21 protein-coding genes are annotated in these 20,494 nt (G+C 72.5%); 11 read left to right on the plus strand and 10 right to left on the minus strand.

Features of this window, described 5'->3' with window-relative positions:
- Nucleotides 1-41: 41 nt before the first annotated feature.
- Nucleotides 42-542 carry a nitroreductase family deazaflavin-dependent oxidoreductase gene (locus ACFXDJ_RS27235; RefSeq protein ID WP_384850590.1) on the minus strand — a complete coding sequence of 167 codons (501 nt, stop codon included), beginning with the start codon at nt 540-542 and terminating at the stop codon, nt 42-44.
- Nucleotides 542-1,750 (minus strand): acyl-CoA dehydrogenase family protein, encoded by a 1,209-nt coding sequence (locus ACFXDJ_RS27240; protein WP_384658046.1) that lies wholly within the window; start codon nt 1,748-1,750, stop codon nt 542-544. Before ACFXDJ_RS27240 ends, ACFXDJ_RS27235 begins: the two co-directional genes overlap by 1 nt.
- Nucleotides 1,751-1,873: 123 nt before the next feature.
- On the opposite strand from ACFXDJ_RS27240, the gene ACFXDJ_RS27245 reads away from it, so the two are divergent.
- Nucleotides 1,874-3,076, plus strand: coding sequence for an acetyl-CoA acetyltransferase (locus ACFXDJ_RS27245; protein ID WP_384850593.1), 1,203 nt, complete (start codon nt 1,874-1,876; stop codon nt 3,074-3,076).
- Nucleotides 3,077-3,111: 35 nt separating this feature from the next.
- On the opposite strand, the gene ACFXDJ_RS27250 is transcribed toward ACFXDJ_RS27245, so the two are convergent.
- On the minus strand, nt 3,112-3,618 hold the full coding sequence (locus ACFXDJ_RS27250) for a hypothetical protein (protein WP_384850596.1): 507 nt from the start codon (nt 3,616-3,618) through the stop codon (nt 3,112-3,114).
- A 92-nt stretch (nt 3,619-3,710) separates the two neighbouring features.
- Between ACFXDJ_RS27250 and ACFXDJ_RS27255 the strand changes: the two genes are divergently transcribed.
- Nucleotides 3,711-4,415: a pyridoxal 5'-phosphate synthase gene (locus tag ACFXDJ_RS27255; RefSeq protein WP_384850599.1), complete on the plus strand. Its 705-nt coding sequence runs from the start codon at nt 3,711-3,713 to the stop codon at nt 4,413-4,415.
- Between the two features lie 38 nt (nt 4,416-4,453).
- On the opposite strand, the gene ACFXDJ_RS27260 is transcribed toward ACFXDJ_RS27255, so the two are convergent.
- Nucleotides 4,454-4,912 carry a Zn-ribbon domain-containing OB-fold protein gene (locus ACFXDJ_RS27260; RefSeq protein ID WP_384850601.1) on the minus strand — a complete coding sequence of 153 codons (459 nt, stop codon included), beginning with the start codon at nt 4,910-4,912 and terminating at the stop codon, nt 4,454-4,456.
- A 213-nt stretch (nt 4,913-5,125) separates the two neighbouring features.
- Between ACFXDJ_RS27260 and ACFXDJ_RS27265 the strand changes: the two genes are divergently transcribed.
- The 3 genes from ACFXDJ_RS27265 (at nt 5,126) to ACFXDJ_RS27275 (ending at nt 10,479) form a co-directional block, all read left to right on the plus strand.
- Complete coding sequence (locus ACFXDJ_RS27265; RefSeq protein ID WP_384850604.1) at nt 5,126-6,283, plus strand: flavin-containing monooxygenase; 1,158 nt, start codon at nt 5,126-5,128, stop codon at nt 6,281-6,283.
- 329 nt (nt 6,284-6,612) lie between these two features.
- A complete protein-coding gene (locus ACFXDJ_RS27270; RefSeq protein ID WP_384850607.1) occupies nt 6,613-8,847 on the plus strand; it encodes an acetate--CoA ligase family protein in 2,235 nt (744 codons plus the stop codon).
- Nucleotides 8,848-9,678: 831 nt separating this feature from the next.
- Entirely contained in the window at nt 9,679-10,479 is an 801-nt protein-coding gene (locus ACFXDJ_RS27275) for an enoyl-CoA hydratase/isomerase family protein (RefSeq protein ID WP_384850610.1), read from the plus strand.
- Nucleotides 10,480-10,486: 7 nt separating this feature from the next.
- On the opposite strand, the gene ACFXDJ_RS27280 is transcribed toward ACFXDJ_RS27275, so the two are convergent.
- A complete protein-coding gene (locus ACFXDJ_RS27280) occupies nt 10,487-11,431 on the minus strand; it encodes a hypothetical protein (RefSeq protein WP_384656716.1) in 945 nt (314 codons plus the stop codon).
- 3 nt (nt 11,432-11,434) lie between these two features.
- The gene (locus tag ACFXDJ_RS27285) at nt 11,435-12,334 is read right to left on the minus strand and encodes a hypothetical protein (RefSeq protein ID WP_384850613.1); all 900 of its coding nucleotides are present in this window, start codon (nt 12,332-12,334) and stop codon (nt 11,435-11,437) included.
- A 141-nt stretch (nt 12,335-12,475) separates the two neighbouring features.
- Here ACFXDJ_RS27285 and ACFXDJ_RS27290 point away from each other — a divergent pair, with 141 nt between their 5' ends.
- The gene (locus ACFXDJ_RS27290; protein WP_384656731.1) at nt 12,476-13,105 is read left to right on the plus strand and encodes a flavin reductase family protein; all 630 of its coding nucleotides are present in this window, start codon (nt 12,476-12,478) and stop codon (nt 13,103-13,105) included.
- Between the two features lie 66 nt (nt 13,106-13,171).
- Nucleotides 13,172-13,834, plus strand: a complete 663-nt coding sequence (locus tag ACFXDJ_RS27295; RefSeq protein ID WP_384656711.1) for a hypothetical protein — start codon at nt 13,172-13,174, stop codon at nt 13,832-13,834.
- Between the two features lie 71 nt (nt 13,835-13,905).
- Here ACFXDJ_RS27295 and ACFXDJ_RS27300 read toward each other — a convergent pair whose 3' ends face one another.
- From ACFXDJ_RS27300 to ACFXDJ_RS27310, 3 genes are read right to left on the minus strand one after another with little or no spacing between them, the layout of a single operon-like run.
- Nucleotides 13,906-14,973 carry a Zn-dependent alcohol dehydrogenase gene (locus tag ACFXDJ_RS27300; protein WP_384656709.1) on the minus strand — a complete coding sequence of 356 codons (1,068 nt, stop codon included), beginning with the start codon at nt 14,971-14,973 and terminating at the stop codon, nt 13,906-13,908.
- The gene (locus ACFXDJ_RS27305; RefSeq protein ID WP_384850615.1) at nt 14,970-16,169 is read right to left on the minus strand and encodes an acyl-CoA dehydrogenase family protein; all 1,200 of its coding nucleotides are present in this window, start codon (nt 16,167-16,169) and stop codon (nt 14,970-14,972) included. Before ACFXDJ_RS27305 ends, ACFXDJ_RS27300 begins: the two co-directional genes overlap by 4 nt.
- Nucleotides 16,170-16,183: 14 nt before the next feature.
- A complete protein-coding gene (locus ACFXDJ_RS27310; protein ID WP_384656701.1) occupies nt 16,184-17,104 on the minus strand; it encodes an SDR family oxidoreductase in 921 nt (306 codons plus the stop codon).
- A gap of 130 nt (nt 17,105-17,234) precedes the next feature.
- Here ACFXDJ_RS27310 and ACFXDJ_RS27315 point away from each other — a divergent pair, with 130 nt between their 5' ends.
- Both ACFXDJ_RS27315 and ACFXDJ_RS27320 read left to right on the plus strand, forming a co-directional pair.
- Nucleotides 17,235-18,161, plus strand: a complete 927-nt coding sequence (locus ACFXDJ_RS27315; RefSeq protein ID WP_384850618.1) for a cyclase family protein — start codon at nt 17,235-17,237, stop codon at nt 18,159-18,161.
- 68 nt (nt 18,162-18,229) lie between these two features.
- The gene (locus ACFXDJ_RS27320; protein WP_384850620.1) at nt 18,230-18,688 is read left to right on the plus strand and encodes a cupin domain-containing protein; all 459 of its coding nucleotides are present in this window, start codon (nt 18,230-18,232) and stop codon (nt 18,686-18,688) included.
- A gap of 57 nt (nt 18,689-18,745) precedes the next feature.
- Here ACFXDJ_RS27320 and ACFXDJ_RS27325 read toward each other — a convergent pair whose 3' ends face one another.
- Complete coding sequence (locus tag ACFXDJ_RS27325; RefSeq protein WP_384656695.1) at nt 18,746-19,156, minus strand: ATP-binding protein; 411 nt, start codon at nt 19,154-19,156, stop codon at nt 18,746-18,748.
- A gap of 258 nt (nt 19,157-19,414) precedes the next feature.
- On the opposite strand from ACFXDJ_RS27325, the gene ACFXDJ_RS27330 reads away from it, so the two are divergent.
- Nucleotides 19,415-20,266: a helix-turn-helix domain-containing protein gene (locus ACFXDJ_RS27330; RefSeq protein WP_384656693.1), complete on the plus strand. Its 852-nt coding sequence runs from the start codon at nt 19,415-19,417 to the stop codon at nt 20,264-20,266.
- Between the two features lie 13 nt (nt 20,267-20,279).
- Complete coding sequence (locus ACFXDJ_RS27335; RefSeq protein WP_266576452.1) at nt 20,280-20,471, plus strand: DUF397 domain-containing protein; 192 nt, start codon at nt 20,280-20,282, stop codon at nt 20,469-20,471.
- The last annotated feature ends 23 nt before the right edge of the window (nt 20,472-20,494 follow it).

Below are 20,494 nucleotides of genomic sequence, written 5' to 3' on the forward strand. Positions count from 1 at the left end.
AGGGCCCGCCGTTCCACCGCTTCACCGGACCTCCGCCGCGATCAGCGACGCTCCAGGCGGAACAACCGGATCTCACGCTCGATGCGCGCCTGATAAGTCGCGTACGGCGGCCAGAACTTGAGCGCCGCCCGCCATGCCGCCTCGCGCTCCTCACCCGCCAGCAGGCGGGCGCGTACGGCAATGTCCTGCCCCTTCCAGCTCACGTCCGCGTCCGGATTCTTGAGCAGGTTCCCGGTCCATGCCGGGTGTCCGGGGCGCCCGAAGTTCGAGCCGATCAGCAGCCAGCTCACGCCGTCCTGCTCGGGCATGCACGCGAGCGGGGTGACGCGCGGCTCGCCCGTCTTGGCTCCCTTGGCGGTGAGGATCACGCCGGGGAGCATCTGGGCGCTGAGGATGACCTTGCCGCGGGTCAGCTTGTGCACCGCCTTGTCCATGGCGGGGATGAAGTGCGGTGCGATCTTGGCGAACAGCATGGTCGAGGAGACCTTCTGCATCAGCTTGACGCCGACACCGGGAGTCGGAGTCGCGGGAGTCGCAGCCATCAGACGGCCACCTTCTTCTCTTCGTTCCGGAGGGCGGGGGCGAACAGTCCGGCGGCGTCCGCGGCGTGGGCGCGCAGCCGGTGGACGGGGCCGAAGAGCAGCTCGTCGGCGGCCGCCCGCTTGAAGTAGAGGTGGGCGTCGTGCTCCCAGGTGAAGCCGATGCCGCCGTGCAGCTGGATCGCCTCGCCCGCGGTGGTCCGCAGGGCCTCCAGGGCCTGCGCGAGGGCGAGTCCGCCCTGTGCCGGGTCCCAGGCGGCGTAGTAGGCGGCGGACCTGGCCGCCTGGACCTGTACGTAGAGGTCGGCGAGGCGGTGTTTGACCGCCTGGAACGAGCCGATGGCCCGGCCGAACTGCTCGCGCTGCTGTACGTACTCCACGGTGCGGGCCAGCGCCTGCCCGGCCGCGCCGACCGCCTCGGCGGCCAGCACGGTGGCGGCGCCGCGCCCGGCGGCGGCGAGCGCGGCGAGCACGTCGCCGTCCCCCGCCCCGGCGTTTCCCTCTCCCAGCAACTCGGCTTCGACGTCCCTCAGTTGGATCCGCCCCTGCGGGCGGGTCTCGTCGAGGGTGGTCTGGCGCGAGCGCACCAGCCCGGGCGCGTCCTCCCGTACGAGGAACAGCAGGGTGCGGCTGCGGGCGAACCCTCCCGCGTGGGCGGCGACCAGCAGCAGCGAGGCGCTGTGCCCGTCGAGCACCTGGGCCACCTCCCCGTACAGCCTCCAGCCGCCCTCCACCGCACGGGCCTGCACCCCGCCGGCCCGGCCGCCGCCGGCCCACTCGCCCCGGGCGTTGTCGCCCGTGAGCGCGAGGGCGGTGGCCAGGGCCGGGCCGGGTACGGCGAGGGTGGCGGTCAGCCCGCCGGCCGCGAGCGGCGGCAGCAGGGCGGAGCGCTGGGCGGCGTCGCCCAGGGCGGTGACCAGCGGCGCGGCGAGCACGGCGGTGGCCAGTAGCGGCGAGGGCAGCAGCACCCGCCCGGTCTCCTCGCAGGCCAGGGCCAGGTCGGCGGGGCCGCAGCCGACTCCCCCGTACTCCTCGGCCACGGCGATCCCCGGCAGCCCGAGCTGCCGGGCGAGCTGCTGCCACAGCTCGCGGTCGTATCCGTCGGCGGTGCGCACGGCGGCCTTGACCTCGTCCGGGCCACAGCGTTTGCCCAGGATCTCGCGCAGGGTACGGCGCATCTCGTCCTGCTCCGCGGTGAAGGCGGCATCCATCGTCGGGCTCCTCCCCGTATCTGACGGGCCGTCATGTTAGGTGCCGCCGGGACAGATGGACAGGGGGCGGGACGGTCGAAGCCCCTCTAGCATCTGACGGTACGTCAGTTGTACCGTCGAGCCATGCCTGGACCTCTCTCCGCCGCCGCATCCGCCACCGCCGCTCCCCGCCGCCGGGTCGCCGTCGTCGGCGTCGCCCTCTCCGACTGCGGGCGGGTCGACGGCCCGACCCCGTACGCGCTGCACGCGCAGGCCGCCCGCCGCGCCCTGGCCGACTCCGGCCTCGACCGCTCGGTCATCGACGGGGTCGCCTCGGCGGGCCTCGGGATCCTCGCCCCGGTCGAGGTCGCCGAGTACCTCGGCCTGCGCCCCACCTGGGTCGACTCCACCTCGGTCGGCGGCTCCACCTGGGAGGTCATGGCCGCGCACGCCGCCGACGCCATCGCGGCCGGCCACGCCAACGCGGTCCTCCTCGTCTACGGATCCACCGCGCGCGCCGACATCAAGGCCCGCCGCCGCACCTCGAACCTCTCCTTCGGGGCGCGGGGACCGCTGCAGTTCGAGGTGCCGTACGGGCACACGCTGGTCTCCAAGTACGCGATGGCCGCGCGCCGCCACATGCACGAGTACGGCACGACGCTGGAGCAGCTCGCCGAAGTGGCGGTCCAGGCACGGGCGAACGCCGCCACCAACCCGGACGCGATGTTCCGCGACCCCATCACGGTCGAGGACGTCCTGTCCTCCGGAATGATCGCGGACCCCTTCACGAAGCTGAACTGCTGCATCCGCTCGGACGGGGGCTGCGCGGTGCTGCTCGCCGCGGAGGACTACGTACCGGACACGGCGAAGGAGCCGGTCTGGATCCTGGGCTCGGGAACCTCCGTCTCCCACACCACGATGTCGGAGTGGGAGGACTTCACGGTCTCCCCGGCGGCGGTCTCCGGCCGCCGGGCCTTCGCCCGCGCCGGCCTCACCCCGGCGGACGTCGACCTGGCCGAGATCTACGACGCCTTCACCTACATGACCCTGGTGACCCTGGAAGACCTGGGCTTCTGCGCCAAGGGCGAAGGCGGCGCCTTCGTCGAGAAGGGCCGCCTCCTCCGGGACGGCGAACTCCCGGTCAACACCGACGGCGGCGGCCTGTCCGCCTGCCACCCGGGCATGCGCGGCCTGTTCCTGCTGGTCGAGGCCGTACGCCAGCTCCGCGGCGAGGCGGGCGCGGGCCAGGTCCGCAAACCCGGCGGCGCCCTCCCCCGCGTGGCCCTCGCCTCGGGCACCGGCGGCTGGTTCTGCTCCTCGGGCACGGTCATCCTGGGCCGCGACTGAGGGACCCGCCGCCGGAACCGACGGGCCCGGCGGGCCTAGTACTGCCAGCGGGGCTGCGTGCCGTCCAGACGGCAGTAGATCATCCGGCGGTTGGTGGCGTGGGTGGACTTCCCGAGGTCGGCCTTCCGGCAGAACTGGCCGGCGTTGTAGCAGTTCCCGGCGTTGGAGACGATCTCGCAGGTGCCGCTCGCGGGCTCTTCCGGGACCTCGGTGGCGACCGGCGTCGGCGGCTTCGCGGTGCTCCGGCTCGGGGCGGGGGCCGGCTTGGGATCGGCGGGCTTCGGAGTCGGAGTGGGAGTCGGAGCCGGGGTCAGCGTCGGGGTCGGAGTCGGGGTCGCGGTGGCCGACGGGCTCGGGGTGGGCGACGGACTCGGCGGCGCGGTGGTGGTCGCCGGTGAACTCGCCAGGACGGACGGGGCGGCCGGAGTTGCCGGGGAAGCACCGCTTCCCGCCACGGGTCCGCAGGCCACCGTGAGACCGGCCACCGCCAGGGCCACCACGGCTCTTCGTATGACGCCGATGTTGATGTCGTTGCTCTTCATTCCGTCACTCCCCACCCACGAAGTCCCCACAGAAAACGCACAGGGACCGCACAGCATAGGAACGGATCGCGCGTTTGGTGTTCGATTGGGGCATGACCACCACACCACCGGGCGATCCCGAAGGCTCCGGCCCTTCCGACGAGTTCCACGCGACGCTGCACTCGCTGCGCGTCTGGGACGGCCCGCTGCCCGTCTTCGACGCGGCCGCCGCGCCGGAGGAGCCGGTGGCGCTCTTCCGGGAGTGGTTCACGCACGCCGCGAGGGCGGGGCAGCCCGAGCCGCACACCATGAGCCTGGCGACGGTGGACGCGGACGGGTGGCCGGACGTGCGCACCCTGATGCTGCACGAAGCCGACGAGCGCGGCTGGCACTTCGCCTCGCACTCCACCAGCGCCAAGGGACGCCAGCTGGCCGGGCAGCCGGAGGCCGCACTGGGCTTCTACTGGCCCGCCGTGGCCCGCCAGATCCGCATCCGGGGCCGGGTCACCGCGTGCGACGCGGCGGAGAGCCGCGCGGACCTCGCGGTCCGCTCGCGCGGGGCGCTGGCGGCGGCGCTGACGGGCCGGCAGAGCGAGGTGCTGTCCTCCCCGGAGGAACTGGCCGTGGCCTCGGCGGCGGCCTGGGACCGCGCGGGCGCGGAGCCGGACGCCCCGGCCCCGACCTGGACCCGGTACGTCCTGTCCCCCACCGAGGTCGAGTTCTTCCAGGGCGACGCGGCCCGCCGCCACACCCGCCTGCGCTACGTCCGCACCCCGGGGTCCGGCTCCCCTTGGACCCGCCACCTGCTCTGGCCTTAGCCCGGGGCCGGGGCCCGGGCCCCGGCCGTTAGGGCCCGTCAGGAAAGGGCCACCCCGAACACCGCCACCCAGACCCCCTCCGCCGCTTCGCGGAAGGTCACCTCCAGGTCCATGCCCACCCGCAGGTCCGCCCCGTCCGCGCCCACGACCTCGGTCATCATCCGGGGGCCCTCCGCCAGATCCACCACCGCCGCCACGTACGGCGTCCGCTCCCCGAAGGGCGGCAGGTCGTTGCGGTGGATCACCGACCAGGTGTAGAGGGTGGCCCGGCCGCTCGCCGTCTCCCACGTCACCCGGTCCTCGCCCGCCCAGCAGGCCGGGCAGAACTCCCGCGGGTAGTGGTGCGCCTTCCCGCACTCCCCGCAGCGCCGCAGCAGGAGCCGGCCCTCCGCCGCCGCGTCCCAGTAGGGCCGGGTGAAGTCGTCGATCTCCGGCAAGTCGTAGCGCGCGCCGCCACCCGCGGTACCCGCAGTACCCGTACCCGTACCCGTACCCACAACAACAGCTCCTCTGCACCGCACCCGACGGGGCCCCGGGCGCGCACGCGCCGCCCGCCCCACACCTGACACTCCGTCAGTTCAGCGGATCGCGCCCCATCCCACAAGGCCCCCGTGATCGATCCGCAATCGATTCCCTCCTCGTCCGAGACCCACCGCCCCCGCACGGCGATACGCTCACACCTCATGCCCGGAGTCCCCACAGCACCCGACATGTCCACCCAGCCCCGCCCGGTCTACGTGATCGGCGCCGGCCCCGGCGGCCTCGCCGTCGCCGCCGCGCTGCGCGCCCGAGGGGTCCGCGTGGTGATCGTGGAGAAGTCCGAGTCGGTCGGCGCCTCCTGGCGGCGGCACTACGACCGGCTGCACCTGCACACCACGCGCCGCCTCTCCGCCCTGCCCGGCCTGGCCATGCCGCGCCGGTTCGGACGCTGGGTCGCGCGCGAGAACGTCGTGCGGTACCTGGAGAAGTACGCCGAGTTCCACGACCTGGAGCTCGTCACCGGGGTCGAGGTGACCCGCATAGAGCCCGCCGCCGCCGACGGGCCCGAAGGGACCGGCTGGACCCTGCACGCCAGTGGCGGCCGGGTCATGGCCGCCGGGGCCGTCGTGGTCGCCACCGGGTTCAACCACACGCCGGTGATTCCGGACTGGCCCGGCCGGGAGGCGTACGGGGGCGTGCTCGCGCACGCCGCCGACTACCGCAACCCCGCTCCCTACGCGGGCCGGGACGTCCTCGTCGTCGGCGTCGGCAACACCGGCGCCGAGATAGCCGTCGACCTCGCCGACGGCGGCGCCGCCCGGGTCCGGCTCGCCGTGCGCACGGCCCCGCACATCCTGCGCCGCTCCACCGCCGGCTGGCCCGCCCAGCGCACCGGGATCCTGGTACGGAGGCTCCCCGTCGGGCTCGTCGACCGGCTCGGTGCGATCGTCGGCAAGGCCTCGGTCCCGGACCTGTCCGCGTACGGGCTCCCGCGCCCCACCACCGGCCTGTACAGCAGGGTCAAGCAGGGCTCGATCCCGGTCCAGGACGTCGGCCTGGTCGATGCGGTCCGCGCCGGGCGGGTGGAACCCGTGGCCGCCGTCGAGTCCTTCGACGGCGACGGGGTGGTCCTCGCGGACGGCTCCCGCATCACCCCGGACGCGGTGATCGCCGCCACCGGCTACCGCCGCGCCCTGGAGGGCCTGGTCGGCGGCCTCGACGTACTGGACGACCGCGGCCGCCCCCGCACCCACGGCTCCCGGACGGCCCCGCACGCCCCGGGGCTCTACTTCACCGGTTTCACCAACCCCATCAGCGGCATGTTCCGCGAACTGGCCCTGGACGCCGAGAAGATCGCGAAGGCCGTGGCCCGCGACCTCCGCGCGTAGGCCCGGCGGGGCCCGGGGCCGGGGCCGGAGCCGGGCCCTGCCACCGTCACGCCCCGGCGGCCCGCCCCGGCCCGGCAGGGCGCGGTGCCCGGTGAAGCCGCTCCGCACATCCGCGACGCGGACGGCCGCCCGACCTCGGCCGGATTCTGGTCTGGACCGGGCCCCGGGGGATCTGAGACCGTTCCACACACCACCTCCACCACCTTTCCTGCGCATCCCTGTTCCTGACGGCACGTCAGTTCAGTAATCTGACTACACGTCAGTTATTGAGACCCTTCGAGATTCGTCGAGATTCATCGAGGTTCATCGAGCAGGAGGCGGGCGGAACGATGCTTGGATCTACTCACGGCACCCTCACCACCGACTTCCGCGCACGTGTCGAGGCCTGCGGGGAGAGCCCCAGGACGGCCGTCCACTCCACGACGGCCCCCTCCGCCGAGGACACGGTCGCGCTGGACGTCAGCGGTCGGCCCCTGCACGCCGACGCTCCCGACCTGGACCGGTTCTTCCGGCCCGAGTCCGTGGCCGTCATCGGGGCCTCGGACGCCGAAGGGCGGCCGAACACCGGGATCACCCGGCAGCTCATCGCCTGGGCGGAGCGCGTCGGAGCCCGGCTCCACCCCGTCCACCCCACCCGCGCCACCGTCTTCGGGCTGCCGTGCGTCGCCTCCGTGGCCGACCTGCCCGAGCAGGTGGACCTCGCCGTCCTCCTCATCGCCGACCCGCTCCCCGTGATCGAGCAACTGGCCGAGGCCAAGGTGAAGTTCGCCGTGGCCTTCGCCTCCGGCTTCGCCGAGACCGGTGACGAGGGCGCCGCCGCACAGGCCCGCCTCGGCGCGGCCGTCCGGCGCTCGGGGCTGCGTCTGCTCGGCCCGAACACGAACCTCAACGCCTTCGAGAAGTTCCGCGATGACCTCGACGGCCCGGCCATCGCCCTGATCACCCAGTCCGGGCACCAGGGCCGGCCCGTCTACACCCTCCAGGAGCTGGGCATCCGCCTCTCCCACTGGGCTCCGACCGGCAACGAGGCCGACCTCGAAACCTCCGACTTCATCTCCTACTTCGCCGAGCAGCCCGAGGTCGGCGCCATCGCCTGCTACGTGGAGGGCCTCAGGGACGGCCGCCAGTTCCTCCTGGCCGCCGACCGGGCGGCGCGCAACGGCGTACCCGTCGTCGCCGTCAAGGTCGGCCGCACCGAGACCGGCGCCCGGATGGCCGCCTCCCACACCGGGAAGCTGACCGGCGCGGACACCGTCGTCGACGCCGCCATGCGCCAGTTCGGCGTCATACGGGTGGACGGGCTCGACGAGCTCCAGGACACCGCCGCCCTCCTCGCGCGGGCCCGCAAGCCGCTCGCCGACGGGGTCGTCGTCTACTCCATCTCCGGCGGCACCGGCGCCCACTTCTCCGACCTGGCGACGGAGGCGGGCCTCACCCTCCCCACCCTCTCCCGGGCCAAGCAGGACGAGCTGCACCAGTGGATCCCGGAGTACCTGGGCGTCTCCAACCCCATCGACAACGGCGGCCACCCCGTCGGCGACTGGCGCGGCCGCAAGATCATCGACGCGATCCTCGCCGACCCCTCCGTAGGCGTCCTGATCTGCCCGATCACCGGCCCCTTCCCGCCCATGAGCGACAAGCTCGCGCAGGACCTGGTGGACGCGGCCGAGCAGACCGACAAGCTGATCTGCGTGATCTGGGGCTCCCCGGTCGGCACCGAAGAGGCCTACCGGACCACCCTCCTCGGGTCCTCCCGCGTCGCGACCTTCCGCACCTTCGGCAACTGCATCACCGCCGTCCGCGCCTACCTCGGCCACCACCGCTTCACCGCCGCCTACCGCTCCCCCTTCGAGGACGCCCCGCGCACCCTGTCCCCGTCCTTCCGCAAGGCCCAGGCGCTCATGCGCCCCGGCCAGCAGCTCAGCGAGCACTCGGCGAAGCAGCTCCTGCGGGCCTACGGGATCCGGGTGCCCCGGGAGCAGCTGGTGACGAGCGCGGCGGCCGCGGTCCGGGCGGCGGGCCTGGTCGGGTACCCGGTGGTCATGAAGGCCTCGGGCCCGCAGCTCGCGCACAAGACGGAGCTGGGCCTGGTCAAGATCGGCCTCACCTCGGCGAGCCAGATCCGCGACGCCTACCGGGAGCTGACCGACATCGCGCGCTACGAGAACGTCCCGCTGGACGGGATCCTCGTCTGCCAGATGGTGGAGCGCGGCGTCGAGATGGTCGTCGGGGTCACCCAGGACGACCTCTTCGGCCCGACGGTGACGGTGGGGCTGGGCGGTGTCCTGGTGGAGGTCCTCCACGACGCGGCGGTCCGGGTGCCGCCGTTCGGCGAGGACCAGGCGCGGGCCATGCTGAGGGAGCTGCGCGGGCATCCGCTGCTGGAGGGCGTACGGGGGGCACCCCCGGCCGACGTCGACGCGCTGGTGGAGGTCATCCTCCGGGTCCAGCGGATGGCGATGGAACTGGGCGACGAGCTCTCCGAGCTCGACATCAACCCCTTGATGGTCCTCCCGAGGGGCCAGGGCGCGGTCGCGCTGGACGCGCTGGCCATTTGTCACTGACCGGGCGGGTCGCCCCTGCCGGTACCGGTGCCCTGCCGGTGCCGGTGCCGGTGCCGGTGCCGCTGCCGGGGCCGGTGCCGCTGCCGGGGCCGGGGCCGCTGCCGGGGCCGGGGCCCGGTGCCAGGGCCGGGGCCGCTGCCGTGGCCAGGGCCGGTGCCGGTACCGGTGCCGGAGCCGGAGCCGGAGCCGGAGCCGCTGGCGGTACCGGTACCGGTACCGGTACCGGTGCCGGAGCCGCTGGCGGTACCGGTGCCGGAGCCGCTGGCGGTGCCAGGGCCGCTGCCGGGGCCCGGGGTGCCCGCTGCGCGGAGCCGTCCCCGCCCCACCCTTCCACCGTTCCCTGGGCTCCGCCCAGACCCGTCGGCTCCGGGCTCCGCCCGAACCCCTGGGGCTCCGCCCCCAGACCCCGCGCTTCAAACTCCCCCAGCTACCGCTGGGAGGTACCCCCGGGACGGACTGGGAGGGGTCCCGGGCTCCGCCCGGACCCCTGGGGCTCCGCCCCGGAACCCGCGCCTCAAGCTCCCCCAGCTACCGCTGGGACGGGCCCCCGGGCGGGGCTGGATTTGGCCGGCGCCAACCTGCACGCGCGCAGCGCATCTTTCGACCTCGCGGGCTGGTTGCCCGCAGGGCGCACATGCAGGCTGAGGCCGGCCGAATTCCAGCCCCGCCGGCGCTTGAGGCGATCTTTCAGCCTCGCCGGCGTTTGAGGCGACCCTTCAGCCTCGCCGGCGTTTGAGGCGCGGGGGTCCGGGGGCTGGTCCCCGGCGACGGCGCCGCGCACGGCCACGTACCCGTACCCAACCACCCCATCCCCGAACGGGAGTTCAACTCATGACCCGCACCCCCGAGGACGAAGTCCTCCACCGCTTCGACAACGGTGTCTCCTGGATCACCCTCAACCGCCCCGAGGCGATGAACGCCGTCACCTGGGACCAGCGCGAGCGCGTCATCGCCCTGCTCGCCGAGGCCTCCGCCGACCCCGCCGTGCGGGCGGTGGTCGTCACCGCCACCGGCAAGGGGTTCTGCGCCGGCGCGGATCTGCGCGGGGCGCCGGCCACCACGGAGCGGGTCGCCGGCGACGTGGCCCGCATGATCCGGCTCGGCGCGCAGCGCCTGATCACCGCCGTGCTCGACTGCGAGAAGCCGGTCATCGCCGCCGTCAACGGCACGGCCGCCGGCATCGGCGCCCACCTCGCCCTCGCCTGCGACCTCGTCATCGCCGCCGAACCGGCCCGTTTCATCGAGGTGTTCGTCCGCCGCGGCCTGGTCCCGGACGGCGGCGGCGCGTACCTGCTGCCCCGCCTGGTCGGCCCGCAGAAGGCGAAGGAGCTGATGTTCTTCGGCGACGCCGTCCCCGCGGCGGAGGCCGAACGCCTCGGGCTGGTCAACAAGGTGGTTCCGGCGGAGGCGCTGGAGGACACCGCCCGGGAGTGGGCCGAGCGGCTCGCGCAGGGCCCGACCCGGGCCATCGCGATGACGAAGCAGCTGGTCAACGCCTCCCTGGACGGCGGCCGGGCGACCGCGTTCGCCGCCGAGGCCACCGCCCAGGAGATCAACATGACCACGGCCGACGCGAACGAGGGCGTCGCGAGCTTCGTCGAGCGCCGCACCCCCAAGTACCTGGGCCGATAGCGGGGCCCTACTTCCGTTTCAGCACCACCGCATACCCCTCGTCCATGTCCCCGATGTAGACGAACAGTTCGGGTTCCGCCGCGGTCCCCCTGATCTCCCACCCCCGCTCCGCCTCCCCGCAGCCGGGGACGACGAGGGCCACGCCCGCCCGGTGGCGGCCGGCCGCCTTGGACACGTCGGCCGCCTCCCACGTCCCGGTCCCCTCGCAGGCGCCGGTGTCGCGCGGGGAGTCGTGCTGCACGGGCAGCCCCACCGCCTTGACCGAGCCGTCGTCGCCGAGCACCAGCCTGGTGCCTGCGCCGCTCCACTCCCCGACGAGGTCGGCCCGTTCCAGGACCGGCGGCCTGTCATCGGGAAACACCCACTCCAGGTAACCCCCGACACCGGCGGAGAGGACGAGCGGCAGCGCGAGCCCGGCCACGGCGGCCGTCGACTTCCGGATCGCGGCCCTCGGCCACGCCCACTTGCGCGCACACGCCGCCAGCATGACCGGGAGCACCCCGGCGGCCACGAGCCAGCCCCACGCGACGGCGTACGTGGCCGCGTACGGGGCTCCGAACAGCCAGGTCAGCGGTACGGCGTACACGGCGCAGAGCAGGAACAGGAGCAGGAACAGGAACAGGAACAGGGGCCCGCGCACCCGGCCCCGTACGCCCGCCGCGTTCGACAGCGCCATCACCGGCATGGTGAACAGGACCGTGTGCAGCCAGCCCACCACGTACACGACCGGCGGCGCGAAGACGCACGCGCAGAGCAGGCCCGCGAGGGCGCCGAAGACCTCCCCGTCGTAGTCGCGCGCGACGAGGTGGGTGATCCACGCCATCCCGGCGAGCAGGAACTGCGCCGCGGCGACCATTTCGGCGCCGGGTGCGACGGCGGTCCACTCGCGCAGCTTCCCGGGGGGTTCGGCCGGGGCCTCGGCCCTGCCCAGCCCGCCTTCCATCCGGCTCACCGGTCACCGCTTCCGCAGGATCCGCAGCACGCCGTCGTCGTCATCGCCGATCATGACGAACAGCTCCGGCCTCTCCGCCGTCCCCGCCACGGCCCACCTCAGCTCCGCGCGCTTGCAGTCGGGGACGGTGAGGGAGACCCCGGCCCGGTGGTCGCCGATCGCGGCCGTGTCCTTCCACGTACCGCTGCCGGTGCAGGAACCCGCGTCGCCGGTCGGCTGCTCCACGGGCAGCCCCTGCGCCGTCACCTCTCCGCCCGCGCCGAGCACCAGCCGGGTCCCGTCCTCGCCGGACCATTCGCCGACGAAGTCGGCCCGCACCAGGGCCGGCGGCCGGTATGCGGGTATCAGCCCCGTCGTGTAGCCCACGATGCCCCCGACGATGGTGAGCGGCACCGCGGCCCCCGTCACGATCAGCAGCCACTTGCGCACCTTCGCCTTCGGCCACTGCCGCATGCGCGCGCACACCGCCAGCCCGGCCGGGATCACCCCGACGATGGCGATCGCGCAGCACGTGATGACGTACGGGCCTCCGAGCGCCAAGGTCAGCGGCACCGCGTACGCGGCGGAGACCACCAACAGCGCCGGCAGGGCCCACCAGGGCGCCGGGACCCGGGTGCGTACCCCGATGGCGTTCGACAGCATCATCACCGGCACCGTGAACAGCCACGCTTGCAGCCATCCGTACAGGTACAGGACGGGCGGAGCGAACACGCCCACGCAGAGCAGCCCCAGCATGCCGCCCACGCCGCCGTTGCCCGTGTCGTAGTCGTCGTGCGTGCCGAGGGTGAGCGTCCAAAAGAGCCCGCCGAACAGGAACTGCGCCGCGAAGGCCACTTCGGCGCCGGGCGCGAGGGAGATCCAGCCGCCCGATGGGCTCGCCCATCGCGACCCCCCGGGGCTCACCTGCCCCGTTCTGCGCATGCGGTTCCACACGGCGAGCCCCCCGAGATTTACTGAACACGTTCAATTGACGCGAACCATACACCGCTCTTCCCATCTGACGCACCGTCAGCTTCAATCGGTCATGTGATGGGACACGCAGGGATGGCGGCCACCGTCGTCCGATACCTCAGGTCAGTCGGCTCCCCCACCTCCGCGTCCGCCGCGGAGCCCGGGGCCGAGTCCGTCGAGTCCGTCGAGGTGCTGCCGCGCCCCGACCTCCGGGCCGTGCGCGAGGACGAACGCGCGCCCGTCAGCCCCGCCGAATTCCGGGCCGTACTGGGGAACTTCGCCAGCGGGGTCACGATCATCACCGCACCGCCCGGCGAGGGCGAGGACGGTCCGGCAGGCTTCGCCTGCCAGTCCTTCGCCTCGCTCTCGCTCGACCCGCCGATGGTCACCTTCATGGTGGCCCGTACGTCGACCACCTGGCCCCGCATCGCGCGCGCCGGGGTGTTCTGCGTCAACATCCTCGGCGCCGAACAGGGCGAGCTGTGCCGGTCGTTCGCCGTCAGCGGCGCCGACAAGTTCGCCGGGGTGGCCCACACGCCCGCCCCCGCCACCGGATCGCCCCAGCTCGACGCCGTGCCCGCGTGGATCGACTGCCGGATCCACGCCGTGCACACGGGCGGGGACCACCTCATCGTCGTGGGCCGGGTCGAAGCCATGGGCGCGGCCGGCGAGGGCGACCCGCTCCTCTTCCACAAGGGCCGCTTCGGCCGCTTCACCGACTGACCCCGACCGACCCCGACAACCCGCCCCGCCCGCCGCTATCCTGCGGCTTCGAACGGGCGGGGGATCATGGCGAGAACGTACGTACCGGGGCGCAGCCGGTGGACCGGTGCCACGGGCTGGCTGATGGTGGCGAGCGCGCTCGGCGCGATCGTCTGCGCGCTCACCCCGCTGTCCAGGTACCCCCCGCTGACGGCCGCGCTGTCCCTCGCGGGCGCATCCGCCTTCTTCGCCTGCTGCTGGGTCGTGGCCTCGTACCGGGCCCGGACCGGACCGCTGGACGAGCCGTGGACACCCCGCCGCCGTCGCGGTGACCGCGTCCTGCCCTGGATCTTCGCCTTCGGCGTGCCGTTCGCGGTGGCCGCCGCCCTCATGGTGCTGTTCGCCGGCTTCAACACCCCGGCCCACCCCGAGGAGGGCGTGGCCGAAGACGCCGCCACGGGCCATCTCCGGCTGATGGTCGACCTCTTCGTACTGTTCTTCGTCGCGCCCTTCCTCGTGATCGCGGGCTCCATCGCCAAGATGTTGTTCATGGACGAGTCCGACCTGAGGGACCTGCGCCGCTTCCGGCCCGGCGTCCACCTGCCGGCCCTCGCCGTCCTGCTGGTCGGCCTCGTCCTGCTGCTGCCGGTCGCCCTCGGATTCCAGGTCCACGGCTACAGCCGCCTGCCCGCCCTCCTCGCGAGCCTGACGCCGGTGGTGGCGCTGGCCTGGGTGGCCCGGAAGAGCTGACGCGGCCGGCAGCCGGGCCGCCGCGGCCGACGGCCGGGCCCGCCGCGCCCGACGGCCGGGCCGCTCCGGGGTCAGAAGGTGAGGACCCCCCGCGCCACCCGTCCGTGGTGCGCGTCGTCCACGGCCTTGGCGAAGTCCTCGACCGGGTAGGTCTCCGTCACCAGCTCGTCCAGCAGCAGCCGGCCCTGCCGGTAGAGCTCCGCGTAGAGGGCGATGTCCCGCTGCGGGCGCGAGGACCCGTACCGGCAGCCCATGATCGTCTTGTCCAGGTACATGGACGAGACCTGGAACGAGGCCTCCTCCTTGAAGCCGGGCACGCCGAGCAGGATCGCCTGTCCGTGCCGGTCCAGCAGGTCGATGGCCTGGCGGATCAGCTTGACGCTGCCCACGCACTCGAAGGCGTGGTCCGCACCGGTCGGCAGGATCTCCTTCACCGCCGCCGAGGAGTCGGGGACCGAGGAGGCGTCGATGAAGTGCGTGGCGCCGAACTGCCGGGCCACCGCCTCCTTCGCCGGGTTCGCGTCCACGGCCACGATGGTGGTCGCGCCCGCGATCCGCGCGCCCTGGAGGACGTTCAGCCCGATGCCGCCCGTGCCGATGACGACCACCGTCTCGCCCCGGTCCACCTTGGCCCGGTTCAGCACGGCGCCCACGCCCGTGAGCACCCCGCAGCCGATCAGCGCCGCCGAGGTCAGCGGGATGTCCTTGGGTATCTTCACCGCCTGCACGGCCTTGACGATGGTCCGCTCGGCGAAGGCCGAGTTCGAGGCGAACTGGTAGAGCGGCTTCCCGCCCCGCGAGAACGGCTGCCCCGGCATCCCGATCGCCTTGCGGCACATCGTCGGGCGGCCCCGGTCGCAGTCCGCGCACGCACCGCAGTTGGCGAGCGTCGACAGCGATACGTGGTCCCCCGCCGCCACGTGCGTGACCCCGGACCCGACCGCCTCCACCACTCCCGCGCCCTCGTGCCCGAGGACCACCGGCGGCGGGAAGGGGATCGTCCCGTCGATCACCGAAAGGTCGCTGTGGCACAGGCCGGCCGCCGCGATCGCGACCAGTACCTCCCCCGGCCCGGGGTCCCGGATCTCCAGATCGTCGACCACCTGGGCCTGCTTGCCGTCGAATACGACGCCTCTCACCTGGACTCCTTAGGCAGGCCGAGCACGCGCTCGGCGATGATGTTGCGCTGTATCTCGTCCGAGCCGCCGTAGATCGTGTCGGCGCGGGTGAACAGGAACAGCCGCTGCTCCTCGTCCAGTCCGAGTTCATACGGGGTCCCGTGCGCCCAGTGGCCCGGCCCGGCCGTGGCCGCCGCGCCCCGGACCTCCACCGCCAGCTCGCCGAGCCGCCGGTGCCAGCCGCCCCACAGCAGCTTCGCCACGCTCGGCGCGCCCGGGTCGCCGGTGGTGCCGAGCGTCCGCAGCGCGTTCCACCGCATGGTGCGCAGCTCGGCCCACTGCCGTACGAGGCGTTCGCGCAGGACGGGGTCTCCGGAGCCCGCGGCCACGTACGCCCCGACCACCCGCTCCAGCTCCGCCGCGAAGCCGATCTGCTGGACGAGCGTGGAGACGCCCCGCTCCAGCGCGAGCAGTCCCATGGCCACGGACCAGCCGTCGCCCTCGCCGCCGACGACCTCGGCGGCGACGGCCCCGTCGAAGAAGACCTCGTTGAACTCGGAGGTCCCCGACATCTGCCGGATCGGCCGGACTTCGACCTTCCCCGGCTGGTCCATCCGTACGAGGAGGAAGGACAGCCCCCGGTGCCGCCGGGATCCGGGCTCGGTACGGGCCAGGACGAAGCACCAGTCGGCGTCCTGGGCGAGGGAGGTCCAGATCTTCTGCCCGGTGACCCGGTGGAGACCGTCCGACGGGTCCCGTACGGCGGTCGTGCGGATCCCCGCCAGGTCGGATCCGGCGCCGGGTTCGGAGTACCCCTGGCACCACAGTTCCTCGCCGCGGGCGATGCCGGGGAGGAAGCGGGCCTGCTGCTCCGGGGTGCCGTAGGCGATCAGCGTGGGCGCGAGGAGGTTCTCGCCGATGTGGCCGACCCGGGCCGGGGCCCGGGCGGCCGCGTACTCCTCGGCCCACACCACCTGGCCGGTGAGGGACAGCCGCCGGTTGCCGTAGGCCCCGTCCGGGGTCGCCCAGCCCTGGCCGATCCAGCCGCCGGCGCCCAGCTCGCGCTCCCAGGCGCGCCGGATCTCGACCCCCTCGTGCTCGCTGCCGGGCCCGCCGAGGCCGACGGCCTCCTCGTACGGACCCACGAGGTGCTCCGCCAGCCACGCCCGGGCGCGGCCGCGCAGCTCCTCGTCCTCGGCTCCGAAGCTGAAATCCATGTCCGGTGCCCCTCCTACGCGTTGGGGCGGTCCTTGGCGGCCGCCGCCTTCGCCATGGCCTCCAGCTGCGCCAGCATCGGCATCGGGTCGGTGCCGACCGTCCCGGGCAGGAAGTCGGCGATCTTCTCGGGGGTCCAGGAGCCTTCGGCGTACCCGGCGCGCAGCTCGCGCGGCTGGGCCCAGACGGCGATCTTCGGTCCGGCGATCGTGTAGACCTGCCCGGTGATCTTCTCCCCGCCGACGGCGACGGCCTTGTCGGAGAGCAGGTACGTGACGAGCGCCGCCACGTCCTCGGGCTCGCCGATCTCCTTGAGCTCCATGGGCACGTTGGCCGACATCCGGGTCCGGGCGACGGGCGCCACGGCGTTGGAGGTGACCCCGTACTTGGCCAGGCCGAGCGCGGCCGACCGTACGAGCGAGATGATCCCGCCCTTGGCCGCGCTGTAGTTGGCCTGGGCCACCGAGCCCTGGTGGTTGCCGCTGGTGAAACCGATCAGCGTGCCGCTGCCCTGGCGCCGCATGACGGCGGAGGCGGCCCGGAAGACGGTGAAGGTGCCCTTGAGGTGGGTGGCGATCACCGGGTCCCACTCCTCCTCGGACATGTTGAACAGCATCCGCTCGCGCAGGTTGCCCGCGACGCACACGACTCCGTCGATGCGTCCGTACTGGGCGAGCGCGGTGTCGACGATGCGCTGGCCGCCCGCCATGGTCGAGATGTCGTCGGCGACGGCGACGGCTTCGCCGCCCGCCGCGATGATCTCCTTCACCACGGATTCGGCGATCTCGCTGGTCGGCTCACCGCCCGCGATGCCCACTCCGTAGTCGTTCACGACGACCTTGGCGCCCTCGGCGGCCGCGGCGAGTGCCACGGCCCTTCCGATGCCCCGGCCGGCGCCTGTGACGGCGACGACTTTGCCTGCCAAGAAGTTCCCCACGTCCGGCCCCTTCCCGCGTTTTCTGACGGTCCGTTAGATTCTATGGGCAGTCAGATGCAGGAGCACAAGCCCCAGTTCGTACGGGGACTGTCGCGAACCTCTCTCTCAACGCGAGGAGCTGATCAGACCCATGGGCATGCCGGCCGAGTTCCACGACATCGCCAAGCGCGTCAACAACTGGGGCCGCTGGGGCGCCGAAGACGAGATCGGCACCCTCAACCTCATCACCGACGAGGTCGTACGGGCCGCCGCCGCCGAGATCCGCACCGGCCGCCGCATCCCGCTGGCGCTCCCCCTCAAGGAGGACGGGGTGCAGTCCGGGATGATCCCGGGCCGGATCAACCCACTGCACACGATGGTGCAGATCAACCAGGAGCTCTTCGGGCCGGGCACGGTGGCGTGCAGCGACGACGCGGTGACCTTCGGCCTCCAGGCCGGCACCCACTGGGACGCGCTCACGCACGTCTCGCACTCGGGCAGGATCTACAACGGCCGCCCGGCGTCCTCGATCACCGCCCACGGCCGCGCCGAGTTCAGCGGCATCGACAAGGCCGGGCACATCGTCTCGCGCGGAGTCCTGCTGGACGTGGCCCGCGCGAAGGGCCTGGACCGGCTCCCGGGCGGCCACGCGGTGACCCCGGAGGACCTGGCGGAGGCGGAGGAGTTCGGCGGGGTCACCGTCCGGGCGGGCGACATCGTGCTGGTGCGCACCGGGCAGGTCCAGGTGTACCTGGCGGGCGACAAACACGGGTACGGTTATCCGTCGCCCGGTCTGTCCGTCCGCACCCCCGAGTGGTTCCACGCCCGGGACGTGGCGGCCGTCGCCAATGACACGCTGACCTTCGAGATCTTCCCGCCGGAGATCGAGAACCTGTGGCTACCGGTGCACGCGCTGGACCTGGTGGAGATGGGCATGCACCAGGGCCAGAACTGGAACCTCGAAAAGTTGTCCACAGCCTGTGCAGAAGAATCCCGCTACTCCTTCCTCCTCTCCGCCATGCCCGAACCCTTCGTGGGCGCGGTGGGCACCCCGGTGGCGCCGATCGCCATCCTCTGACGGTTGCGGCCGGTGCGGGCCGGACGGACGCTGGAAGGAGACTCCTCGACAGAAGGAGGCGTTCCGTCATGGCCGAGAAGACCATCGCCCTCAAGGACGGCGAGGGCAGATCGTTCTGGGTGATGAACGGCCTGTACACGGTCAAGGCAGCCACCGAAGAGACGGGCGGCGCACTGGCGGTCATCGAATTCACGGTTCCGGCGGGCTGGGGCCCGCCGACCCACACCCACAACGGCAGCGAGAGCGTCCTGGTCCTGGAGGGCCGGATCCTCTTCCACATCGACGGCGAGACGGTCGAGGGCGGCCCCGGCTCCTTCTTCCACATCCCGGAGGGAGTCTGGGAGAGGTTCGAACCGCTGGAGACCACGCGCCTCCTCATCACCTACGCCCCGGGCGGCGGAATCGACGAGTTCTTCGCCGAGGTGGGCGAACCCGCCACCTCCCACGAACTCCCGCCCGTCACCGAACCGGACGTCGCGAAGATCGTGGAGGCGGCAGCCCGCTACGGCATGCAGATGCGGCCTTGACGAACCGGCGGTGCGCCGACACCGGTCCCCCGACCGGCGCCGGCGCACCGCCCATCCTCATCCGACGAGGCGGAACCAGACGACCTTCACGCACTCCCCCTGGGCTATGACCGCCCAGTCATCGGCGTACGCCCCCACGAGCGCGAGCCCCCGCCCGCACGTATCGAGCGGCCCGGAACTCCACGCTCCCGACGGCCGCCGCTCCGGCTCGCTGTCGTAGACGTACACCGTCACGCACCCACCCACCAGCGCCACCTCGACGGCGATCTCCTGGGTATCCGTGTGCCGGTACGCATTGGTCACCACCTCGGAGGCACAGAGCCGCGCCGGCTCCACGAGCTGCTCGCGCCCGGCACTGCGCAGGATCAACGCCACCCACTCCCGGGCGATTCGCGGTGTATCGGCTCTGCTCGGCGCGACCAGCCGATAGGTCAGCCCGGACGGCTCGACGGGCGTTAAGGCGCTCATGTTCATTCGCGATCATCTCCCAACGCGGTACGAGTTCGCGCTGCCTGCCATGCGTGGCAATGGCCGCCCCCAGGTGACGCACCGTCAAGGCGCGCGTCAGCGGCTGCACTTCGGTCTTACTGGCGTGCGACGCGGTGTGCTGTCGCCGACTGTAGCGGAATAGGTACTAAGCGTGGGACGGATTCACTCAAACCGTAGAACACGGTAGACCCTGCACCGGACCACGGGCCACACTGAGACCCGACAGGAGGGGAGCCGATGCCACCGAGGAAGGCCCCAACCGCGCGGCAACGCCGCTTGGGTTCCGAACTGAGGAAGATCCGCGAACACGCGGGGATTTCACTCACTGACGCAGCCGCTCAGCTGAGCACCGACCGAACCACCATGAGCAGCATCGAAAGCGGCCGGTTCGGCGTGAGCAGCGAGCGCATCCGGACCTGGGCGAGCCACTACGGCTGCCCCGACACCGACTACGTCGACGCCCTCGCGTCGATCGCCGAGGAACGCGGACGCGGCTGGTGGGACGACTACCGCGACGACCTCTCCGCCGGCACGCTCGACCTCTCCGAGCTTGAGCACCACGCCGTCGCCATCCGCGCCGTGCAGATCATGCACATGCCGGGGCTGCTCCAGACCGAGGACTACGCGCGCGCCGTGTTCGAGGAAGCGGTACCGGCCGTGCGCCCGATAGACCTGCGGCGCCGCCTCTCACACCGGATGAGGCGACGGGACGTACTGGACCGCGCCGACGCGCCCGCCTTCACTTTCCTGATCCACGAAGCAGCACTGCGGATGCGGTTCGGCGACCGGAAGATCACCGGCAATCAGCTCGACTACCTGCTGAAACAGTCCGAGCGGGACAACGTCACCGTTCGGGTGATCCCGTTCGAGGTAGGCGGCTTCCCGAACGCCGGAAGCTCGACACTTTACGCACATGGCCCAGTGCCACAGCTCGACACCGTCCAGACGGACACTCCTACCGGCCCCGCATTCCTCGACGCCGAGACGAGGCTCGCCAACTACCGGGCCGTCCTGGACCGGACGGAGGAGAGATCGTACGACCCCGAACGGTCTCGCGATTTCATTCGCGAGATGGCGCAACAAGTGTGAAGGCGTGAGAACAGTGGAAATTCAGTGGCGCAAGTCTTCGAAGTCGACGGACGCCGAGGGCAACTGCCTGGAAGTTGCAGTACAGGATGGCGAGATCCTGATGCGCGAGAGCGACGACCCCGGTGTCGTCATCAGGACCTCTCGGGCAAAGCTCAGGGCCTTCATCGATGGAGCCGCCGCAGGCGAGTTTGACGACCTCGCCTGAGACTCCCGGTCATTCCCTCCGGC

It is taken from the genome of Streptomyces sp. NPDC059443 (assembly GCF_042750105.1).
Classification (GTDB): Bacteria; Actinomycetota; Actinomycetes; order Streptomycetales; family Streptomycetaceae; genus Streptomyces.

Bases quoted from the DNA above. Each gene is read 5' to 3' on its own strand.
- ACFXDJ_RS27235 (WP_384850590.1), bottom strand. From the start codon at position 542: ATGGCTGCGACTCCCGCGACTCCGACTCCCGGTGTCGGCGTCAAGCTG.
- ACFXDJ_RS27240 (WP_384658046.1), bottom strand. From the start codon at position 1,750: ATGGATGCCGCCTTCACCGCGGAGCAGGACGAGATGCGCCGTACCCTG.
- ACFXDJ_RS27245 (WP_384850593.1), top strand. From the start codon at position 1,874: ATGCCTGGACCTCTCTCCGCCGCCGCATCCGCCACCGCCGCTCCCCGC.
- ACFXDJ_RS27250 (WP_384850596.1), bottom strand. From the start codon at position 3,618: ATGAAGAGCAACGACATCAACATCGGCGTCATACGAAGAGCCGTGGTG.
- ACFXDJ_RS27255 (WP_384850599.1), top strand. From the start codon at position 3,711: ATGACCACCACACCACCGGGCGATCCCGAAGGCTCCGGCCCTTCCGAC.
- ACFXDJ_RS27265 (WP_384850604.1), top strand. From the start codon at position 5,126: ATGTCCACCCAGCCCCGCCCGGTCTACGTGATCGGCGCCGGCCCCGGC.
- ACFXDJ_RS27270 (WP_384850607.1), top strand. From the start codon at position 6,613: ATGCTTGGATCTACTCACGGCACCCTCACCACCGACTTCCGCGCACGT.
- ACFXDJ_RS27275 (WP_384850610.1), top strand. From the start codon at position 9,679: ATGACCCGCACCCCCGAGGACGAAGTCCTCCACCGCTTCGACAACGGT.
- ACFXDJ_RS27290 (WP_384656731.1), top strand. From the start codon at position 12,476: ATGGCGGCCACCGTCGTCCGATACCTCAGGTCAGTCGGCTCCCCCACC.
- ACFXDJ_RS27295 (WP_384656711.1), top strand. From the start codon at position 13,172: ATGGCGAGAACGTACGTACCGGGGCGCAGCCGGTGGACCGGTGCCACG.
- ACFXDJ_RS27305 (WP_384850615.1), bottom strand. From the start codon at position 16,169: ATGGATTTCAGCTTCGGAGCCGAGGACGAGGAGCTGCGCGGCCGCGCC.
- ACFXDJ_RS27315 (WP_384850618.1), top strand. From the start codon at position 17,235: ATGGGCATGCCGGCCGAGTTCCACGACATCGCCAAGCGCGTCAACAAC.
- ACFXDJ_RS27320 (WP_384850620.1), top strand. From the start codon at position 18,230: ATGGCCGAGAAGACCATCGCCCTCAAGGACGGCGAGGGCAGATCGTTC.
- ACFXDJ_RS27325 (WP_384656695.1), bottom strand. From the start codon at position 19,156: ATGAGCGCCTTAACGCCCGTCGAGCCGTCCGGGCTGACCTATCGGCTG.
- ACFXDJ_RS27330 (WP_384656693.1), top strand. From the start codon at position 19,415: ATGCCACCGAGGAAGGCCCCAACCGCGCGGCAACGCCGCTTGGGTTCC.